The sequence below is a fragment of the Capnocytophaga sp. H4358 genome (assembly GCF_002302515.1).
In the GTDB taxonomy this organism is placed as follows: Bacteria; Bacteroidota; Bacteroidia; order Flavobacteriales; family Flavobacteriaceae; genus Capnocytophaga; species Capnocytophaga canis.
The window spans coordinates 2,525,392-2,542,889 of sequence record NZ_CP022380.1; the positions used below are offsets into that span (position 1 = coordinate 2,525,392).

The following is a 17,498-nucleotide window of genomic DNA, read 5'->3' on the forward strand; positions in this document are numbered from 1 at the left end:
AATCAACGAATAAAGCAAAGTAAGCGAAAACTTGGAGCTTAGTATGTGGAATTTTTTCCACTGTTCGAAGTGACCGCAGGAAGCAAGTTTGGAAAATTTGTCGGAAGCCGACTGCTTTATTTTTTAATACCCGTGCGACTCGCACTTTTGGTTCTTTTCATCTAAGCACCATTTTTTATCACATTGTCCTGAAAAGAGAAAATAAAAAGACTATCCGAATAGAGAGGTTCGTCATTAATAAATGGTAACGGGGTGTCTAAAATACACAAAATCCTCTTTTTTTGGATAGTCTTTTTTATTGTATTTGCTTTTTTGTACTATGAGAACAATCTCTCGAAGAAGTTTCTACGTTTTTCGTTCATAGCATTACTTACGTCATAAATGTCATCAGAAACCACAGTATTGTTATCCATAGCACCTGCAGCCTGTCCTGAAAATGTTTTGTTTTCTCCTTCTGACATAACGCTAATAACAAAGTCGATATAATCTTTACCTTGCATTGCTAAGTAGTTTTTGAAATAGCGACTACTTAACTCAGTTCCTCCAATTTTTTCTAACTTCAGCAGTGTTTCGTAAAACGGAGCTAAGTAATTATCTATAGCTTTTTGAGGTACAGCCTTTCTTCTACCGATATAATGTGTAATATTACCCATTGCATCACGACGCATTTCAAAATCTGTAACCACCCAATAGTATTCTCCTGATTTTGCTAAGTTTTTAACAACTCCAACGAAGTTGTTTCCTTTTTTCAAATTCTCCCATAGCATTTTGAAAATCAATTTTGGCATATCGGGGTGTCTAATCAAATTATGAGGTTGCCCAATAAGCTCCGCCATCGAGTATCCAGAAACTTCTGAAAACACGGTATTTACGTTAGTGATAGTTCCAAAACTATCTGTCTCACTGATTAGGACTTTTGATTTGTCCCAAACTACTTCTCTATCAATCGGAGTCGGTCTTTGAATTGTAGGCTCCACTCTTTTAAAATCAGACATAGTTCTTTCTATTTTAGGTTATTAAAATGCAAAGGTAATAATTATTTCATTAATATTGTAAAAATTAATTAAGAAAATAATCTACCAAAGAAACTTTTACGTTTTTCGTTCATCTCATCACTCACAGTATAGATGTCATCGGAAACCATTTTATTGGTATCAATAGATGTCACTGGAATGTCTTGGAACGCTACATTTTCTCTATTTTCAGCCATTACATCAATGATAAAATCAATGTAGTCTTTTCCTTGTTTGTCCAAATAATTTTTGAAAAAACGAGCACTCAAATCCATACCACCAATTTTTTCAAGTTTCACCATTGTTTCGTACAAGGGGGCTACGTAATTATCAATCACTCCTTTTGGTACAGATTTTCTACGTGCGATGTAGTGTGTGATATTCCCCAAAGCGTCACGACGCATCTCAAAATCGGTAATAACCCAATAATATTCGCCTGATTTTGCTAAGTTTTTAACGACACCTGCAAAATTATTCCCCATTTTCAAGTTGTCCCAAAGCATTTTGAATGTTACCTTTGGCATATCTGGGTGACGGATGATGCTGTGTGGCTGACCAATCATCTCAGCTGGAGTATATCCCGCAACCGTACAGAAAATGTCGTTCACGTTGGTAATACGACCGTACACATCTGTCTCACTTATAATAACTTTTGATTTATCCCAAACCACTTCTTTATCAATAGGAGTGGGTCTTTCAACTGTCAATTCGATGTCTCGATAATCCTTAATCATATGCAAAAATCTGTATTGGTTATTTCTCGACAAAAGTACGGAAAATAAAGAGAATAATATCCCTTTAAAAATGTTAAACTTTTATTAAAATTAAAGTTATTCACAACAATAAACATGGACAATTAAACTATTTTAGGAGAAAATAAATTTCTTATATTTGCCGAATGGAACGCATACTCGCAAAATACATACCTGAAAATGCTGTCATGCCCTGTTTTGAACTTATCAAACGGAATAATGTTCATCTTAAAATTGTCAATGAACGAAAAACAAGACATGGGGATTACAGGCAACTGCTTGATGGACAACATCTTATCACAGTAAATGCTGGTGAAAATAAATACCGCTTTTTAATCACACTTATCCACGAAATTGCTCATTTAGTGGCGTTTGAAAAATTTGGTAGAAACATAAAACCTCACGGGAACGAATGGAAATACACTTTCCAACAACTGATGATTCCATTCATTTCTCCCTCTATCTTTCCTACGGATTTGCTAAAAGTGGTTGCCAATCATTTCAGAAACCCAAAATCCAGCAGTGATATTGATTCTCTATTAGCGGTTACTCTTAAAAAATATGATGAAAATCAGGATATATGTTTTATTTTTGAGCTACCGTTAGGCAGCATTTTTCGTATCGCAGACGGACGTGTGTTTCAAAAAGGACGCAAACGTGTTAAATGTTTTGAATGTATTGAAATAAATACCAAAAAGGTTTATGTCTTTCAACCTCATGCCGAAGTAGAGCCTTTAAAAATGTAACTATTAAGAAACGAATTCAATAAAAAAAACAAATTATTTTGATTTTTTAAATTCATGGCATATGTTTGCACTTTGAACAAATCTTAGAATAACATGAAAAAAATCAAAGTTTTATCGCTACTTTTGGTGATAGGAATAACCCATCAGCTTTACTCACAAGACGCGGAAAGTAAAAATTTTATCAGTTTTAAAAAAGGTGTTTTGAATACCCTGTTGCTCGAAGATGGTGATAGTTCTATTTTTGACCAATCAAAACCAACATCACATCTATTTAACGAAACATACTCGGATTATAATATTTCTTATCAAAGAAAAATAAGCTCTCGTTTCTTATTAGGAGTTGATTTCTATGGATTTAATGCGTTTAATAAGATTAATCCTTACAGTTTATCTTTACAACGCATCGGATTAGTCAGAAAAGATTTTTCTTCGCACACGGATGTTAAACTGTTTAGAGGTAGCATATTTTATTCTCTGTTAGATCGTGAATATTTTAAAATCAGAGCAGGTATGTACATTCCTTTGTATGAAATTAAAAATCAGAGTATTACAGCTGCCTATGAGAGAGAAAATAAAAGAGAGGAAGTAGTATATATTATCGATAACAAAAAAACGAGTGGGATTTTCTTAGGTATTGTTCAGCCAGAAATCGCAGTTGATTTCCTGTACTGCTTCAATAATATTGAAACAGGCATTGCAACATCTTGGAATTCAAACATAAGTTCTAATGAACCTATTATCAGATTTTCAGCCGTTTTAAACGTAAAATTCTAATTTAATACTCTGTATATTAGAAACATAAATAAATCCGACTTGATTTCTATTAAGTCGGATTTTGTTTGTATTCCATATTCTAAAAAACTGTATTAGAGAGCTTTAAAGCATATCACCCAACCTAATAAAATGGCTCTAAAAAGGAAATAATACGACTTAAAATAATGATTCATGAGTAAAATCTTTATGTTACAGACTGATATAATAAAGATTTCTGTGAAACTATATAACAAAACTTATGAATAAATAAACTACTGATAATCAGTGAAATAAAAAATAATTATCCTGTTAATCCGATTATTTTCAAAATAAACATAACTTTTTTTGTGATTTACTAAAAAATAGTTGCTATTTTTGTAGCTTAAATACGTACGCTGCAAGTAGTTATATATGAAAATTATAAATATGCCTTATGGGATATGCCATTTGAGTGTGGTGCCTGTTCGTCTACATCCGTGTGAAGAAGCAGGAATGGTAACACAGTTGCTATTTGGTGAATTATTGCAAGTAATTGATAAACAAGAAGATTGGTATCAAATACTTGTCCTATATGACGGCAGTGAAGGTTGGATTTTAGCAAATCAAATTCAGCTGATTTCCGACAAAGAATATCGTAAATGCTTGAAAAAAAAGGAAAAATACGCCCACCGTTGGATAACAAAACTGCGAGTAAAAAATGCAAATAACGTGTTTTTACAAATTCCTCGTGGAGCTACTTTTTCACACAATCACCTTATAAACACCTCTCAATCAACACAAAAACCTACTGAAAAAGGTATTGTTGCTCTTGCGTTAGACTATCTAAACGTTCCCTTTTTGGCTGGTGGACGCACTCCGTTCGGGATTGATGCTGCTGGATTCACTCAAATTGTTTATAAACTTAATGGAATCAAGCTTTTACGAACTCCTGAAAAACAAGCCTCTCAAGGGATTTTGGTCGATTTCATTGAGGAAACTATACCAGGCGATTTGGCTTTTTTCGACGATGAAGAGGGAAATATAATTCATGTTGGAATTCTGTTGGGTGATAATCATATCATCCATTCATATGGCAAAGTACGTATTGATAGGTTAGACCATATCGGTATTTTCAACTCCGAACTACGAAATTATACCCACAAACTCAGACTTATGAAACGAATAGTTCAAAAAACACAATGAATTGATTTACAAAGAATGTCATCTCTTTTATGGATTTGTTATTCACAAATAATATAAGTTGATAGACATAAATCAAGACTACGAAATCCATTATAGGAAAAACAGCATCTTTCCGGACTTATTATATAGTTATAACAAATCAAAAACATGATTAAATGATTACGATTTATCACAATCCAAGATGTTCCAAATCAAGATGTGGTCTGGACATACTCAAAAATTCAGAAAAACAATTTGAGGTGGTGGAATATTTGAAAAATCCGCTGACGAAAAAAGAAATTATCACTCTACTTGAAAAATTAGGGATTCCTCCCATGGAGTTGGTTCGTAAAAACGAAGGCATATGGAAGGAAAACTATCAAAATAAAGCATTGACAGATAACGAAATAATAGATTTATTAGTTACACATCCTCAACTCATTGAGCGTCCTATTGTAGTGCAAGGTAATAAAGCCATCATCGGGCGACCTGAAGAAAAAATTTATGAATTCATACGATAATAATTTATCTGTAAAAAATTATATTTCAGTAGATTCTCTAAAATTTTTGAGTAAGTTTTTATGTAAGGCATACTATTTGTGTAACGAAAAATAGCCTTTTTATTGCTCTTGGCTTATCTTTAAAATTTTACGACTATGAAAGTACACTATTTAATAATATCTCTTTTTGGATTTGTTTTCTTTGCAAATGCACAGCCTTTTGAAAACAAAAAGAGGGAATTACCTGTGGTGATTCCATTGGAGAAAGCTCCTACTTTGGAACTTCCGAGTGATACTTACACCCTACCGATGGGAGTGGAAACAAAAGAAAATCCATTTATGAAAACGCCTGAAAAACAGATTGATTTCACGCGAAAAAGTAACTTAGTACACAAAAAATTCACGGAAAATCGTTCTTATTTGAATAATTACCAACAAAAAGAAGAGTATGATGCTCCAAAAGGTAATCAATTTTTTGGTGATTTTTTGAGTAATGGAGGACATGTAAACGTATATTGTCGTGACTTTCAGGCAATTGACGGAGACAGAGTAAGTATTTTGGTCAATGACAAAGTCGAAATTCACGATATTCTTTTAGTAGGAGATTACAAAGGATTTCAAATTCAACTTAAACCAGGATTTAATAAAATCGAATTTTTAGCACTCAACCAAGGAGAATCTGGGCCCAATACAGCCGATTTCAAAGTATTAGACGACAAAGGAAAGATAATTGCTCAGAATCAGTGGAATTTGGCAACGGGCTCAAAGGCTCAATTTGTTGTCGTGAAAGAAATCGAAAAAGAGGAGTAACCTAATGACGTTCAAAAGCATTGATTTCTAATTGTAATAAACTTTACCTTTAGAATTTCATCATATCAAAAAAATATACCCGAGATTTTCGAAAATGTCTAAATACACTAATCAGCATAAATAAAAAATTCAATCACAATCTCTTACTAAAAAAACATCATAACAGAAATGAAAAACATCTTATTATTTTTAGCACTTTTAGTGTCGAATTTAATTTTTTCACAAAAAACTCCTACTTTCAACGTTGTTTTAGACGCTGGGCATGGTGGTAAAGACCCGGGGAAAATTGGGAAAGGAAAGATATACGAAAAAGATGTGGCACTAAATATTGTTTTAGAAGTAGGAAAAATACTAGAACAACACTCTGATATTCAGGTTATTTACACACGAAAAAAAGACGTTTTTGTCGATTTGTATGAGCGTGGAGCCATCGCTAATAGAGCTAAAGCCGATTTGTTCGTTTCGGTACATTGCAATGCCCATCACACACAAGCCGCTGGTTCTGAAACCTTTGTGTTAGGTTTGAGTGCTAACGACCGAAACATGGAAGTCGCAAAAACCGAGAACGCCGTAATCTATTTGGAAGATAACTACAAAACCAAATATGCTGCCTACAACATAAACTCACCTGAATCGTTCATCGGTTTATCGATCATGCAGGAGGAGTTTTTAGAGCAGAGTATTCAGTTGGCAAAATATGTACAGGATAATTTCACAAATGTGATGCAACGTAACAATCGAGGGGTAAAACAAGCACCGTTTATTGTGTTACACCAAACCTATATGCCTAGTATACTGGTTGAAACTGGTTTTTTGTCAAATAATGATGAGTTGAAATTTTTAGCCTCCAAAAAGGGACAAACAGATTTTGCAGAAAACATCGCCGATGCTATTCTGTCTTATAAAACATGGGTACAATCACGTAGTTCGCATATTGTTCCAGAAAATTTTATAGAAGAAACACCTGCTAAGTCATCAGAAAAGAAAGCATCAAGCCCTAAAAAGACAAATAACATAAAAAAAACAGCCAAAACGACCTCCAAAAGCAGTAATACAACCAAAAAGAATAATAGTACCACTCAGAAAAAAGGAAATATCAAAAAATCAAAGGTTGTCTATAAAATACAGTTGTCATCCAGTGCCAAAAAAATAGAGGCTAAACCTTACAACTTCAAAAAATTGTCTCCAATTTCATCCGTAAAATGTGGAAACTTATACTGTTATCTCTATGGAGCAGCCTCCAAACGCTCAGAGGCTAACGTACTGTTAGCCAATGCAAAAAAAGTTGGATACAAGGATGCTTACATAATTGCATATTTGGATGGAAAACCCGTACAATTAAGTGTAGCTGAAAAAAATGAATGATTTTGATATTTTTTTAAGATAGTTTCATTTTTTTATCCGTACCTTTGCACATTTAGAAACTAAACATAAAATCGTAAAAAGTACATAATGAAATTATCAAAAGAATTTAAAGCTGCTGTCATCGTCATTGCAGGTATTGCTTGTTTTTTCATTGGATTTAACTTTTTGAAATCCAAAACAATGTTCAGCAGAACTAATACTTACTATGCTTATTTTGATCATTCCAATGGATTAAAATCAGGAACACCTGTAACAGTCAATGGGGTTAAAATCGGTAATGTTGATGCTGTAACTTTGGAAGAAAAAACGGCCAAAATTAAAGTAACTCTATCTTGTTCAAAGGATTTTCTTTTCTCAAAAAATAGTAAAGCTGAAATTTATAGCAGTCTTTTAGGGGGAACTTCAATGCAGATTGTACCTGTATTTGACGATGCTCCACTTGCCGAATCGGGCGAAATACTTACAAGCTCAATTAAAGAAGACATGATGACATCCTTATCTTCAAAAATTGACCCTACACAAGAGAAAATCAACCGTTTACTCACGGATTCTAATGCAACAATCAATTCCATAAATACGCTATTAGACGAAAAAACAGTAGCTGATTTAAAAAAAGCTATTTCGGATTTAAGTAGTACAATGCAACATTTGAACAAATCAACCATAATGTTGAATAAAATGTTAGCAACCAATCAAGAGCATTTGAACGCAAGTCTACAAAATACTAATAAAATTACCGCTGATTTAGCTAAAGTCTCAAATAATTTAGCAAACGCTGACCTAGATAAAACTATTAAAGAAACACAATCAGCTATAGCAAATCTCAATGCGGTACTTGCTAATATGGAAAAAGGTAATGGTAGTTTAGGGAAACTGATGAAAGACGAAATTTTGTATAACAATTTGAGCAACAGCAGTAAGCAATTGGAATTATTATTAGAAGATTTACGACTAAATCCAAAACGCTATATGCATTTTTCAGTTTTTGGGAAAAAACAGCAACCTTACCAAGAAAATAAATCTTCTGAAAAAGAATAAGCTAATCCTAAAAATTAGCTTCTATCAATCTACTCTTCGCAGATTTTACTAATTTTCAGAAATGAAATTGGTATCTCTACTAAGTTACATATAAGATTGGTTTTGATAGAGTTCTATTAGCGTTTTCCAGTCCTACATGAATGAATAGAACTCTATTATAGAGTAAAGAAATGATTATGAGTATATTACCTAACATACTATTCTGTTTACTATTTGCGATTGCTATCGTTTTTTTTGTAAAAAATGTTCGTAAACTCGTTCGGAATATCCGTTTAGGAAAGGACGAAAATACGACTGACAACAAAGCACAGCGGTGGAAAAACATGCTTTGGATTGCACTTGGACAGCAAAAAATGACCGTTCGTCCCATATCGGGAATTCTGCATATTCTGGTATACCTTGGATTTATTATCATAAATATCGAAATGCTTGAAATTGTGATAGATGGCATCTTTGGTACACACCGTGTGTTTGCTTTTTTAGGCAGTTTTTATGATGTTTTAATTGCTTCATTTGAGGTGTTAGCGTTGTTAGTCCTCATTTCGGTAGGTGTTTTTTGGATTCGTCGTAATCTGTTGAATATAAGTCGATTCAAAAAAGAAGAGCTTCAAAATTGGGCTAAAAAAGACGGTAATAATATTCTTTACATCGAAACCATTTTAATGCTTCTTTTCCTAACAATGAATGCTGCGGATCTACGACTACAGGATTTAGGAGTTGAAGGCTATATCCAGGCAGGGAGTTTCCCTATAAGCAGTTGGATATCAAAACTTTTTACCAATTTTTCAGCTGTAACACTAATAGCTATTGAGCGTTGTTGCTGGTGGTTACACATTATTGGAGTACTATTCTTTTTGAATTATCTGTACTATTCGAAACATTTACATATAGTTTTAGCATTCCCCAATACGTATTTTGCTTCAACGCGTCCGCAAGGAGCATTAAAAGTTAACCAACGGGTTTTGGAGGAAGTAAAACTAATGCTCGACCCTACGACTGATCCTTTTGCTGTACCTGTTGAAAGCGCTACACCTCCTGAAAAATTTGGTGCTTCGGACATTTTTGACCTAACATGGGTACAACTCATGAATGCATACACCTGTACCGAATGTGGACGATGCACCGATGAATGTCCTGCAAATTTAACGGGGAAAAAACTATCGCCACGAAACATAATGATGAAAACACGCGATCGACTGGAGGAGGTTAGTAAAAATATTGATACCAATAAAGGTAAATTTCAGAATGATAACAAACAACTGTTGAATGATTACATCACTCCTGAAGAACTTTGGGCGTGTACATCCTGTAATGCATGTGTGGAAGCGTGTCCGGTTAGTATCAACCCTTTGTCAATAATTATGGATATGCGTCAATACCTAGTAATGGAAGAATCGGCAGCTCCTGCCGAGTTAAATACAATGATGACCAACATCGAAAATAACGGAGCTCCATGGGCATATAGCCAAGCTGACCGCCTGAATTGGGTGAATGAATCTTAATTCTAGAAGGTATAAAAACATCTTGGGTTTAAAAGCTGTAGGAAAAAGAATCATTTTTAAGTTGCGTAAGCTAAAGAGGGTGAGCTAGATAAAGGTAGAAAAATTACAATTTCAAGTCTCAAAAAAACATTTTTACAAAACAGTTAAAAACCTAATAATAAAACGATTAAAAATAAAAGTACAACATATTTTTCTGATTAGACGAAACAACGTTCTATTGAAGTCTTTGAAGATTACTAACGGCATATGACTATGACCAGAAATACGCTTTACGTACCTACGATGGCCGAACTTATGGCACAAGGTAAATCTCCTGAAATTTTATTTTGGGTAGGAAGTGCAGGCAGTTACGATGACCGAGCTAAACGAATCGTTCGGGCGTTTGTTCAGCTACTAAATCAAGCTAACGTAGATTTTGCAGTACTCGGAGCTGAAGAAAGTGATACTGGAGACCCTGCTAAACGAGCTGGAAATGAGTTTCTTTTCCAAATCCAAGCTATGAGTAATATTCAGCTTTTGGAAGCTTATAACGTCAAAAAAATCGTAACTACATGTCCACATGTGTTTAATACTCTCAAAAATGAATATCCTGCATTGGGGGGTGTTTATGAGGTTTGGCATCATACAGAATATATTGAGAAGCTCATCAAATCGAATCAACTACATATTGACAAAGATTTTTTTAAAGGTAAACGTGTGACATTTCACGATCCTTGTTATTTAGGGAGAGGCAATAATGTTTATGATGCTCCACGCAACTTGTTAAAAAAATTGGGTGTCGAATTAGTTGAAATGAAAAAAAGTAAAAGTCGCTCAATGTGCTGTGGTGCGGGTGGAGCCCAAATGTTCAAAGAATCCGAAAGAGGCGATAAAGAGATCTACGCTTTACGCACAGAACAAGCTCTGGAAGTACAACCAGAGGTAATTGCTACAGCTTGTCCCTTTTGTAACACAATGCTCACAGACGGTATAAAAAGTAAGAAAAAAGAGGATGTTATCGAAATTTTAGACGTAGTGGAACTGTTATGCATGGCTTCTCCTACAATTCAGAACGATGAAAAATAAATTATAAAAAATTTGGAGGTTACATATTTTTATGTATCTTTGCCACCTAAAAATCAGTACATAATAATCATTTAAAACAATATTGGAATGTATTTAACAAAGGAAATTAAAGCGGAAATTTTCAAAAAGTACGCAGGTTCAGAAACGAACACAGGTTCATCAGAAGGGCAAATAGCTCTTTTTACACACAGAATCAACCACTTAACGCAACACTTAAAAGCAAATCGTAAAGATTATAACACAGAGCGTGCGTTGGTTAAATTGGTAGGTAAAAGAAGAAGTTTGCTTGACTACTTGAAAAACAACGACATCGAAAGATATCGTAATATAATCAAAGAACTTGGTATTAGAAAATAATCAAAAAGGGGCTTTTTGCCTCTTTTTTTTTAAACGTTTTTTATATTCTCCTTTAAAATGACAAAATATTTTTGTGTTTTACTTTTTGTGTTTTTGTCTTTCCATGGACAGATTTTTTAAAACTAAGAAAAACAGAAAAATACACATACAACTATAGATTCTATTAATCTTTTTAAGCCTGTCGGTGCATAACTGGCCATTGGGATTATAACATAAACAACAACACAACCCATTGTTTAATTAAAAAAAGAATTTATGATTCCAGAAGTAAAAAAGGAAATTATTACCCTTGAAGATGGTAGAGAAATATCCATCGAAACGGGAAAATTAGCTAAACAAGCAGATGGTTCTGTTGTTGTTAGGATGGGCAATGCGATGTTGCTTGCAACAGTAGTTTCTGCCAAAGAAATTAACCCAGATACGGATTTTTTACCTTTAACGGTGGATTATCGTGAAAAATTTGCCGCTGCAGGACGTTTCCCCGGTGGTTTTTTCAAACGTGAGGCACGTCCAAGCGACCAAGAGGTATTAACCATGCGATTGGTTGACCGTGTGTTACGTCCTTTATTCCCAAAAGACTATCATGCTGAAACTCAGGTAATGATTCAATTAATGTCACACGATGAAAGTGTAATGCCTGACGCTTTAGCGGGTTTAGCAGCATCTGCTTGTATTGCTGTATCCGACATTCCGTTCGATGGGCCAATTTCCGAAGTGCGGGTAGGTCGTGTTGATGGAAAATTCATCATAAATCCGAACAAAGAGCAATTGGCTCAGTCGGATATAGACATTATGGTAGGAGCTTCCAAAGATTTCGTTGCTATGGTGGAAGGAGAGATGGACGAAGTTTCTGAAAAAGAAATGACCGAAGCCATCAAATTTGCTCACGAAGCTATCAAAGTACAAATTGATGCTCAAATTCGTTTGGCAGAAAAAGTTGGAAAAACTGAAAAACGTAGTTACGAACCTGAATCTGAAAATGAGGAAATTAAGGATAAAGTATATAACTATGCTTACCCAAAATGCTACGCCATTGCTAAAGAAGATACAGGAAAGCATGAGCGTAGCGACAAATTTGCTGCTGTAAAAGAGGAATGTATGGCTCTGTTTACGGAAGAAGAGCAGGAAGAATATGCTGTTTTAATCAGCAAATATTTTGGAAAGGCTCATAAAGAAGCTGTTAGAAACCTTATTTTAAATGAAAATGTCCGTTTGGATGGAAGAAATACAACTCAAATTCGTCCAATCTGGTGCGAAATTGATTATCTACCATCTGCTCACGGTTCATCTATTTTTACTCGTGGTGAAACTCAGTCATTGACAACGGTTACTTTGGGAACATCACGTGAAGCAAACGTTATTGACCTTCCAACAGAACAAGGTGAAGAACGTTTTTACCTGCATTATAACTTCCCACCGTTCTCTACTGGTGAGGCTCGTCCACTTAGAGGGACTTCACGAAGAGAAATTGGACATGGAAACTTAGCTCAACGTGCTTTGAAGCGTATGATTCCAGCTGATTGTCCTTACACTGTTCGGGTAGTTTCCGAAATTTTAGAATCGAATGGTTCATCGTCAATGGCGACTGTTTGTGCTGGTACTTTGGCGTTAATGGACGCAGGAGTTCAGATGATTAAACCTGTTTCGGGTATTGCAATGGGATTGATTACCGAAGGGGATAAATATGCTGTACTTTCGGATATTTTAGGTGATGAAGACCACTTGGGAGACATGGACTTTAAAGTTACAGGAACCAAAGATGGAATTACTGCTTGTCAAATGGATATCAAAATAAAAGGTTTGACCTATGAAATTTTAGAGAAAGCCTTGGAACAAGCTCGTGAGGGACGTATGCATATTTTAAACAAAATTACTGATACGATTGCCGAACCTAAGTCGGAAGTTAAAGCTCATGCTCCGAAAATTGTTAAAATGGAAATGCCGAAAGAATATATCGGTGCGTTCATCGGTTCGGGAGGAAAAAATATCCAAGACCTACAATCTCGTACTAACACCACCATCGTTATTGAGGAAGTGGGGGAATTGGGCATAGTTGAAATATTAGGGACTGATTCTGAAGGTATTGAAGAAGTAATTAATGCTGTTCATGCTGTTTCGTTCGAACCCGTAGAAGGAGAAACTTACAAAGTGAAAGTAATCCGATTGTTGGAAATTGGTGCGATTGTTGAATTTATGCCAGGTAAGGATTCTTTTATCCACATTTCTGAAATCGCTTGGGAACGCATTGAAAAAGTTTCTGATGCATTGAAAGAGGGTGATATCATCGAAGTGAAATACTTAGGCGTTGATACTAAAACAAAAAAGACACGTGTGTCTCGTAAGGCTTTATTACCTCGTCCACCAAGAGATAACAACGGAAAATCAGGAACGGATAAGAAAAAGAGTCATAACTCTTAAGCAGAATACAATAAGGTTGTTTAAAAAGATTTAATCTATAATCCTTATCTTTTGTAGATAAGAAGCAAAATCTAACAATGAGTTATTAAAAAACATTTCTACACTCAGAGTAATGTATAGAAAAACGCTTTTTAAACAACCTTCTATTTTTTTTTCAATATTAGAAGAAATAAAACACAAATTGCATTCCAAAAGATTTTTCTTCTAAGGCGGTACCATTGAATAATTTAAAGGTCGTGAAAATCCACACCAAATAAAAAGAATGGGTAAGTAACCAAAACAGATCAAATGCTGCGTGGTAATTGGTAGTATATAGTTAAAAGTTTAGGACTTCACTTTTTCAGGAAAAAAACAATTAAAGCTAGACTTTAGTACTCAAAAATATTACTCAAATGTATCAGGTTTAGTGGCAAACAAATCCTGAGTCAATTTGAATATGACAACCATAATTACTCTCAAAAATATATAGTTTTTTCGAAGAGTTTTTTTTCTGTTTTTAGAAACATTCTAAAATCTATGTTAATCAAAGTATGATATCCCATCATAGCGATAGTATTTTGAATTACTCTTGAGTTTTTCTTACTACTGCACAAAGACGTTGCTTATTCCCCAAGTTTTTAGGAGTGAATACCGAAAAAAAATGTTTGCCTATGAGAGTTGATTTTTAGCAAAATAGATAAAATTAGAATAAACATAGATAACTTTCTTTGTTAAGGAAGTGTTTAGTGTGTTACGTTAGAAAGTCTTTCTTCCTTAAATTTAGTTTTGCTATTACAAAGTGTTAGTAGAAATGATTTCCTGAAATAAAAAAGCATCAATAAATTTGCATATTACGTAAATAATTGTAACTTTGCACCCCAATTTCAGATACGTATGTATTTTGATAAGGAAAAGGAATGTTTAATTTAAAATTAGAAATGTGGACACATTAAGCTACAAAACAATTTCAGTAAACAAAAACACTGCTAACAAAAAGTGGGTTTTGGTAGATGCTGAAGGACAGACATTGGGTCGTCTTGCTTCAAAAGTGGCAAAATTGCTACGAGGTAAGTACAAGCCCGAGTTTACACCACACGTTGATTGCGGAGATAACGTGATTGTTATCAATGCTGAAAAAATCAACTTAACTGGTAACAAATGGAACGATAAAGAATATCTTCGTTACACAGGTTATCCAGGAGGGCAGAGAGTGCAAACAGCTAAGGACGTCTTAGCGAAACACCCTGAACGTTTAATTGAAAAAGCAGTTAAAGGTATGTTGCCAAAAAATAAATTGGGTGTGGCGATTTTACGTAATTTAAAAGTGTATGTAGGTACAGAGCACAAACACGAAGCACAACAACCTACAGCCGTTAACTTAAACGATTTGAAATAATGGAAGTAATTCACAAAATTGGAAGAAGAAAAACAGCGGTTGCACGTGTTTATTTGAAACCAGGTAATGGTGCAATTAGTGTAAATAAAAGAGAATTAAATGATTACTTTACAACCTCAACACTTCAGTACAAAGTAAGACAACCTTTCGCTTTAACAGGAACAGAGGATACTTATGATGTGAAAGTGAATGTTTACGGAGGTGGAGTAACAGGACAAGCTGAGGCTATTCGTTTGGCAATATCAAGAGCTTTATGCGAAGTTGATGTTGAAAATAGAGCTACATTGAAACCGGAAGGGCTATTAACGAGAGACCCTCGTATGGTGGAACGTAAGAAGTTCGGTCAGAAAAAAGCTCGTAAGAGATTCCAATTCTCTAAACGTTAATACGTTAGACTTATTAAAGAATTTAAAAACATTGTTGTCGTTGTTCCTTTTCAGAAGGAATTTAGTTTAGCATCCAAATATTGTTGGCAAACGTTATGGTTTCCACTTCAGTATTGCTAAATTTCAACGGAACGTAAACTATTAAAAAAATGGCAAATAACATAGAAATTAAAGATTTACTAGATGCAGGTGTTCACTTTGGGCATTTGACTAGAAAATGGAACCCTAATATGGCACCATATATCTATATGGAGCGTAACGGAATCCACGTAATTAATTTATACAAAACTGCAGCTAAAATTGAAGAAGCTAATGAGGCTTTGAAGAAAATTGCAGCATCAGGTAAAAAAATTCTTTTTGTTGCAACTAAAAAGCAAGCAAAAGATGTTGTTGCAGAAAAAGCAGCATCAGTTAAGATGCCTTACATCACTGAAAGATGGCCAGGAGGTATGTTAACTAACTTTGTTACTATTCGCAAAGCGGTTAAAAAGATGTCTTCAATTGATAAAATGAAAAAAGATGGCACTTTTGAAACCCTTTCAAAGAGAGAAAAACTACAAATCGAACGTTTAAGAGAAAAATTAGAGAAGAACTTAGGTTCTATCGCTGACATGTCTCGCCTTCCAGGAGCGTTGTTTGTTGTGGACACAATGCGTGAGCATATTGCAGTTAAAGAAGCTCAAAAATTAAACATTCCTATTTTTGCTATGGTGGATACCAATTCAGACCCTCGTGAGGTGGACTATGTTATCCCAGCAAATGACGATGCTTCAAAATCTATCGAAAAAATTCTCTCGTACGTGACAGAGGCTATTAACGAAGGTCTTGCAGGAAAAACGTCAGACAATAAAGAGGCAGAAACTGCTGAATAATTATTACACTATTTGAGAGATTGTTTGAATGTCATTCAGAGTGTAGTGTAACGGAGTCATTGAGAATTTGATTTTTTTATTTGTCAAAGATTCTTTTCTCTCGTTCAACGCCATCCTGACCAAGTAGGGAAACAATGACAGAGTTTTTCAAGTTTTAATATTTCAGATACTCTCTAAAATCAGATAACGAAGTAATTATGTTTGCGAAATATGCCTTTCAAAACGTAATTACTTCTTCTTTTTTAACGAATTTATTAATATAAAATACAACACAAAATTATGGCAAATATTACAGCCGCAGATGTAAACAAATTGAGACAAGCCACAGGAGCTGGTATGATGGATTGTAAAGGTGCTTTGATTGAAGCAGAAGGAGATTTCGACAAAGCTATTGAAATCCTACGTAAAAAGGGACAAAAAGTTGCTGCAAAAAGAGCTGACCGTGATTCAAGCGAGGGAGCTGTTATTGCAAAAGTAAACGGAGATAACACTAAAGGAGCTATCGTTTCATTGAATTGTGAGACGGATTTCGTAGCTAAAAATGAATCCTTTGTTGCTTTGGCAAAAGATTTGGCTGAGATGGCTCTTTCTGTGAATTCAAAAGAGGAATTGTTGGCAGCTGACTATAAGGGAATAACAGTTGCTGAAAAATTGACTGAACAAACAGGAGTTATTGGTGAGAAAATCGAAGTAGGGGCTTTCGAAAAAATAGAGGCTCCTTTTGTAGGTGCGTATATACACCACGGTAATAAGATTGCTGCTTTGGTAGGTTTATCAGCTAATGTCGCTGACGCTAATGATGTTTCTAAAAACTTGGCTATGCAAATCGCTGCTATGGGTGCCGAAACATTGTCTTACAAAGATTTTTCTGCTGACTATATTGCGAAAGAAACAGAGGCTCGTATCGCTGTTATTGAAAAAGAGAATGAGGAATTAGTGCGTTTAGGGAAACCTTTGAAAAATGTTCCTAAATATGTATCGTATGCTCAACTTACGGACGAAGTGTTGAAACAAGCGGAAGAAGATGCGAAAGCTGAATTGAAAGCAGAAGGAAAACCAGAGCAAATTTGGGACAAAATCCTTCCTGGAAAATTGCAACGCTTCATTAGTGATAACACTTCATTAGACCAAGAGAAGGCTTTATTAGATCAAGTATATATCTCTGATGAAACTAAGAAAGTGTCTCAGTATGTGGCTTCAAAAGGAGTTGAAATCACTACATTCAAACGCGTTAGTTTGTAATTTATAGGGAAATTAATTTATAATAAAGAAGCTGTCCTATGTTTTTTAGACAGCTTCTTTTATTTTTGGCAATGTGGTAAAAAAGTCTTTTAAAAATCATAGTTACTTATTTTTATATATTTGCAGGAGTTATAATCGAAGTG

17 protein-coding genes are annotated in these 17,498 nt (G+C 34.6%); 15 read left to right on the forward strand and 2 right to left on the reverse strand.

The window, feature by feature from the left end:
• Positions 1 to 317 precede the first annotated feature (317 nt).
• Together CGC49_RS10660 and CGC49_RS10665 are read right to left on the reverse strand one after the other, a co-directional pair.
• Positions 318 to 995: a PAS domain-containing protein gene (locus CGC49_RS10660; RefSeq protein WP_042005602.1), complete on the reverse strand. Its 678-nt coding sequence runs from the start codon at positions 993 to 995 to the stop codon at positions 318 to 320.
• 68 nt (positions 996 to 1,063) lie between these two features.
• Entirely contained in the window at positions 1,064 to 1,747 is a 684-nt protein-coding gene (locus CGC49_RS10665; protein WP_042005600.1) for a PAS domain-containing protein, read from the reverse strand.
• Positions 1,748 to 1,911: 164 nt separating this feature from the next.
• On the opposite strand from CGC49_RS10665, the gene CGC49_RS10670 reads away from it, so the two are divergent.
• The 15 genes from CGC49_RS10670 to tsf all read left to right on the forward strand — a co-directional run bounded on the left by CGC49_RS10670 (position 1,912) and on the right by tsf (position 17,355).
• Positions 1,912 to 2,511, forward strand: coding sequence for a SprT-like domain-containing protein (locus CGC49_RS10670; RefSeq protein WP_042005597.1), 600 nt, complete (start codon positions 1,912 to 1,914; stop codon positions 2,509 to 2,511).
• Between the two features lie 93 nt (positions 2,512 to 2,604).
• Positions 2,605 to 3,285 carry a hypothetical protein gene (locus CGC49_RS10675; RefSeq protein WP_095912600.1) on the forward strand — a complete coding sequence of 227 codons (681 nt, stop codon included), beginning with the start codon at positions 2,605 to 2,607 and terminating at the stop codon, positions 3,283 to 3,285.
• A gap of 390 nt (positions 3,286 to 3,675) precedes the next feature.
• The gene (locus CGC49_RS10680; RefSeq protein WP_095894353.1) at positions 3,676 to 4,446 is read left to right on the forward strand and encodes a C40 family peptidase; all 771 of its coding nucleotides are present in this window, start codon (positions 3,676 to 3,678) and stop codon (positions 4,444 to 4,446) included.
• A 155-nt stretch (positions 4,447 to 4,601) separates the two neighbouring features.
• Positions 4,602 to 4,946 carry an arsenate reductase (glutaredoxin) gene (gene arsC, locus CGC49_RS10685; protein WP_042005593.1) on the forward strand — a complete coding sequence of 115 codons (345 nt, stop codon included), beginning with the start codon at positions 4,602 to 4,604 and terminating at the stop codon, positions 4,944 to 4,946.
• Between the two features lie 135 nt (positions 4,947 to 5,081).
• Positions 5,082 to 5,735, forward strand: coding sequence for a hypothetical protein (locus tag CGC49_RS10690; protein ID WP_042005591.1), 654 nt, complete (start codon positions 5,082 to 5,084; stop codon positions 5,733 to 5,735).
• Positions 5,736 to 5,903: 168 nt separating this feature from the next.
• Positions 5,904 to 7,100: an N-acetylmuramoyl-L-alanine amidase gene (locus CGC49_RS10695; protein ID WP_042344367.1), complete on the forward strand. Its 1,197-nt coding sequence runs from the start codon at positions 5,904 to 5,906 to the stop codon at positions 7,098 to 7,100.
• Between the two features lie 87 nt (positions 7,101 to 7,187).
• The gene (locus CGC49_RS10700; RefSeq protein ID WP_042005588.1) at positions 7,188 to 8,138 is read left to right on the forward strand and encodes an MlaD family protein; all 951 of its coding nucleotides are present in this window, start codon (positions 7,188 to 7,190) and stop codon (positions 8,136 to 8,138) included.
• Positions 8,139 to 8,314: 176 nt separating this feature from the next.
• Positions 8,315 to 9,640, forward strand: a complete 1,326-nt coding sequence (locus CGC49_RS10705; protein ID WP_095912601.1) for a (Fe-S)-binding protein — start codon at positions 8,315 to 8,317, stop codon at positions 9,638 to 9,640.
• Positions 9,641 to 9,892: 252 nt separating this feature from the next.
• Positions 9,893 to 10,705: a (Fe-S)-binding protein gene (locus CGC49_RS10710; protein ID WP_042005584.1), complete on the forward strand. Its 813-nt coding sequence runs from the start codon at positions 9,893 to 9,895 to the stop codon at positions 10,703 to 10,705.
• A gap of 87 nt (positions 10,706 to 10,792) precedes the next feature.
• Positions 10,793 to 11,062, forward strand: coding sequence for a 30S ribosomal protein S15 (rpsO, locus tag CGC49_RS10715; RefSeq protein ID WP_042344363.1), 270 nt, complete (start codon positions 10,793 to 10,795; stop codon positions 11,060 to 11,062).
• Between the two features lie 255 nt (positions 11,063 to 11,317).
• Positions 11,318 to 13,480, forward strand: a complete 2,163-nt coding sequence (locus CGC49_RS10720; RefSeq protein ID WP_095912602.1) for a polyribonucleotide nucleotidyltransferase — start codon at positions 11,318 to 11,320, stop codon at positions 13,478 to 13,480.
• Between the two features lie 919 nt (positions 13,481 to 14,399).
• Positions 14,400 to 14,855, forward strand: coding sequence for a 50S ribosomal protein L13 (rplM, locus tag CGC49_RS10725; protein WP_042006021.1), 456 nt, complete (start codon positions 14,400 to 14,402; stop codon positions 14,853 to 14,855).
• Positions 14,855 to 15,241, forward strand: coding sequence for a 30S ribosomal protein S9 (rpsI, locus tag CGC49_RS10730; RefSeq protein WP_042006020.1), 387 nt, complete (start codon positions 14,855 to 14,857; stop codon positions 15,239 to 15,241). The genes rplM and rpsI overlap by 1 nt, the downstream gene beginning before the upstream one ends.
• 149 nt (positions 15,242 to 15,390) lie before the next feature.
• Positions 15,391 to 16,113, forward strand: coding sequence for a 30S ribosomal protein S2 (gene rpsB / locus CGC49_RS10735; RefSeq protein WP_042006018.1), 723 nt, complete (start codon positions 15,391 to 15,393; stop codon positions 16,111 to 16,113).
• 279 nt (positions 16,114 to 16,392) lie between these two features.
• Entirely contained in the window at positions 16,393 to 17,355 is a 963-nt protein-coding gene (tsf, locus tag CGC49_RS10740; RefSeq protein ID WP_042344361.1) for a translation elongation factor Ts, read from the forward strand.
• Positions 17,356 to 17,498: the final 143 nt, after the last annotated feature.